Source organism: Proteiniphilum sp. X52 (genome assembly GCF_003712195.1).
Taxonomy (GTDB): domain Bacteria; phylum Bacteroidota; class Bacteroidia; order Bacteroidales; family Dysgonomonadaceae; genus Proteiniphilum.
Genome location: NZ_RDSD01000047.1, coordinates 1 through 3,447 on the forward strand (window position 1 = coordinate 1; position 3,447 = coordinate 3,447).

General features: G+C 32.1%; 2 protein-coding genes and 1 pseudogene. All 3 read left to right on the forward strand.

Annotation, left to right across the window (positions count from 1 at the left end):
* The first annotated feature begins 338 nt into the window (after positions 1-338).
* A complete protein-coding gene (locus D7D25_RS17385; protein WP_158602667.1) occupies positions 339-1,652 on the forward strand; it encodes an outer membrane beta-barrel family protein in 1,314 nt (437 codons plus the stop codon).
* A gap of 11 nt (positions 1,653-1,663) precedes the next feature.
* Positions 1,664-2,992: a radical SAM/SPASM domain-containing protein gene (locus D7D25_RS17390; protein ID WP_122970182.1), complete on the forward strand. Its 1,329-nt coding sequence runs from the start codon at positions 1,664-1,666 to the stop codon at positions 2,990-2,992.
* Positions 2,993-3,033: 41 nt separating this feature from the next.
* Positions 3,034-3,447: pseudogene (locus tag D7D25_RS17395) on the forward strand (TonB-dependent receptor domain-containing protein); the annotation flags it as partial.

Consider the following 3,447-nt stretch of genomic DNA (forward strand, 5'->3'; position numbering starts at 1 on the left):
CGTTTTTTGGGGTGTTTTTCGGCGTTTTCGGCGATATTGAACGGCAATACTCCGTTTTTTAAGCCGATTTTAAGCCGCTTCTCGCATCAAAAAAGGGTGGATAGAACCGTCCTGAGTGGGTGGGCATGCTCCGTTTTCGCCAAGATACAATTTTTGATAAAAATTATTCAGCAAATGTCGATCTATATTATAATATTAATAAATACAATAATTTAGCGTTTAATTTCAACTATCTACATTGGGGTAAAGATGAATACATCGCTGGTAAGACAAATATAACGGGGAACAATACAACCTCGATCTGGAGAACCGATATAAATCAGAATGATTTACAAAATATGAATAACTATTCTTTTACTCTCAATTACAATTTGCTCTTGGATACTTTGGGAAATAAAAAGATAACTCTGCTTTCTGATGTTGTAAATCAATATAAGTACAATTCAAGAAGCTACTATAATTACCTGAATTATGATTTAGAGGATAATCACATTTTAACAGAGGATATTTTTAATGATCAGGAAAGCCCTTTCCAGATATTCTCTACAGAAATAAAATATCATCATTCTTTCAACCCTGAAAATACTCTAATTACTGGAATAAAATATAGCAACTCTACCATCAAAAACAGCCTGGAAAATTATGATAAACTCATAGACGAATGGGTGATAAACGATTCAATAGAATATCGTTACGAATATAATGAAAAACTAGTATCTACTTTTATTCAATATAATTTGAATAGATCTCGATGGAGTTTTATTGGTGGTTTGAGAGGAGAGTATTCACTTGGAAATATTATTAATGTAAGGGCTTCAGAGGAGAAGCTAAATATATTCCCATCTCTTTATTTCAACTATACCCTCAATGATAAGAATAGGCTTGGAATATCGTATACTCAGAGAATACAAAGGATTAACTATTTACAATTACTTCCCAAACGCTATTATACTTCAAAATACAATATATTGGAAGGTAATCCATTGTTGAAGCCTAACATTATGAATAATGTTGGAATAAACTATAATTATGGTGGAAAGTACTATCTGACGTTATCATACAGATGGAGTAACAATGCTTTAAGTGCATTCAATAAAAACGAAGTTATCAATAACAAATCCATAATTGTCTCTTCCTATGTTGATGGTGTTAAAACTAACAATATCAACTTAAATACATATATACCTATCCAGTTTACATCTTGGTGGAGCACCCTTAATCAGATGAATATAAATTACAATAATTACTCTACCTATTTAGTGCCAAAATTTTCAGTATTTAGTTATGACTTATTTACGCAACATACATTCTACTTACCTGGGAATATTCGTGGAGAAATTCTCTATCGCTATCTTTCACGTACAAAAAATGCTTATTCAGAAAGCTTTCCATATCATTTACTGAATATTTCGTTACACAAATCATTTTATAATGAAAGGTTAAGTGTAAAAATGGAATCATATAGAACACTCTATAAACAAAAAATGGGTTCAGAAAATCACACACCTACAGCCCTTGTACGAAAAGAAACTTATTACCGTAAAATGCCTTTTTTTGCCTTTACAATATCCTATTCATTTAGTAAAGGAAATTCCAAAAAATTTCAAAGTATTCAATATAGTAATGAACAAGAAAAATCAAGAACCAATTAAATCAAAGCAATATGAAAAAAAGTAATTATAATGTGTTTTTTCCTAAAAGTAATTGTGTTTTGAGCTATAACACATTTACAGACAATTATGTACTAGTCTCTCACGAAGTATATAATACATTTGAAAAGGAGGATATCGAAACTTTAAGTTCAAAATTCCCCTCTGCCTTTGAAAGTTTTAAACAATCAGGGTTTATAATAGACGATGAGAGAGACGAGTTGGGAACAATAAGACTTGCAAATAGAAAACAAACATTTGCTAGTAGGAATTATTTTTTAATGATATATCCTACTCAAGATTGCAACCTAAAATGCTGGTATTGCTATGAAAATCATGTTCAAAACACTTGTATATCGGAAGAAGTGATAAATGCAACGATAAAACATATAGTGAACAAGATAGAAAGTAAAGAAATTGATTCCCTGCACCTAACATTTTTTGGAGGTGAGCCACTACTTTTTTTTGATACCACAGTTTATCCACTACTTAAACAAGTAAATGAGCTATGTAAAATATCAGGCATATCTTTTTATCCATTTTTTGTTACAAATGGATCATTGATTACAGAGGAAGTAGTGATGAAATTAAAACCTTTTAATCCTATTTTTCAGATAACACTTGATGGTAATAGACAGAAACACGACAAAGTGAGGATAGGTAAGTCTAATAACTATCCAACATTTGACAAAATTATTTCGGCTCTACAGCTTATTTCAGACAATATCTCTTCGAAGTATTCTTATGTTCCTCGAATTATTACAGTTCGCATTAACTATGATAATCAAACTTTAAAATACACAGACGAAATTATTGATGCGCTATCAAATTTAGATAGAAGTAAGGTCTCAATACATTTAGAACGTGTATGGCAAACTAAAAATTCTGTGAATGAAGAGCAAAGGCAGCAACTTAAGCAAACAATTTTAAAGTTCTCCAATGCTGGATTCAAAGTTGGACATGGCATTTTTGGACTAAGGTCAGTTTCTTGTCCTGCAGAAGAATATAATTATGCAGTTATCAATTATAATGGATTGGTATATAAGTGTAATGGAAGAAATTTAACTCCTAATACAGCTGAAGGCAAACTGCTTCCTGATGGTACCATTAAGTGGAATGAGATAGATTTAATCAAGCGTCTATCGAAACCAACTTTTGAAAATGAAAGATGTATAAATTGCGTAATGCTACCTCAATGTATGGGCCCTTGTAGCCAAAAACAAATTGAGAAAGGATGGGGAAACATTAATGAGATTTGTTCTTTAAATATCATAGATACCTCATTAGAGGATTACCTAACTCTCGATTTTGAAGTTCGATATACTTTGCAACAATTCCAATAAAACTTTGTACGATGCTTTTCCCCTTTATACATTAACCCAGCGATCTTACATTAGGCATGATGCTCGCCGTACAATTTATAATAGGGCAATTAAACAGTCCTGTTGAACAAATGATGAATTTCATTTATCAATGGCCGGATGTAAGTATCAGCCTGGACAGGATGAACGAGATCCATACGCAAAAGGATGAGGAGAATGAAAATCGAATTTCAAAGAGCCATTTAATGACGACTGAACCCGCTCTTGTTGGATATTTGAATTATAAAAGCAAGGAGACAAAGTGGGCCGTATTTACCGGATATAATTGGACGAATACCAAATTGTCGCTGAATACCGGACTCCGGTATGAGGTGTTATCTTCCATGTATGACGATCTGCCAAGTGTTGAAGATAATGTGAAAAAGAAATACCATAATATCTTTCCATCCTTTAAAATCTCATATTCCGACAAGGGA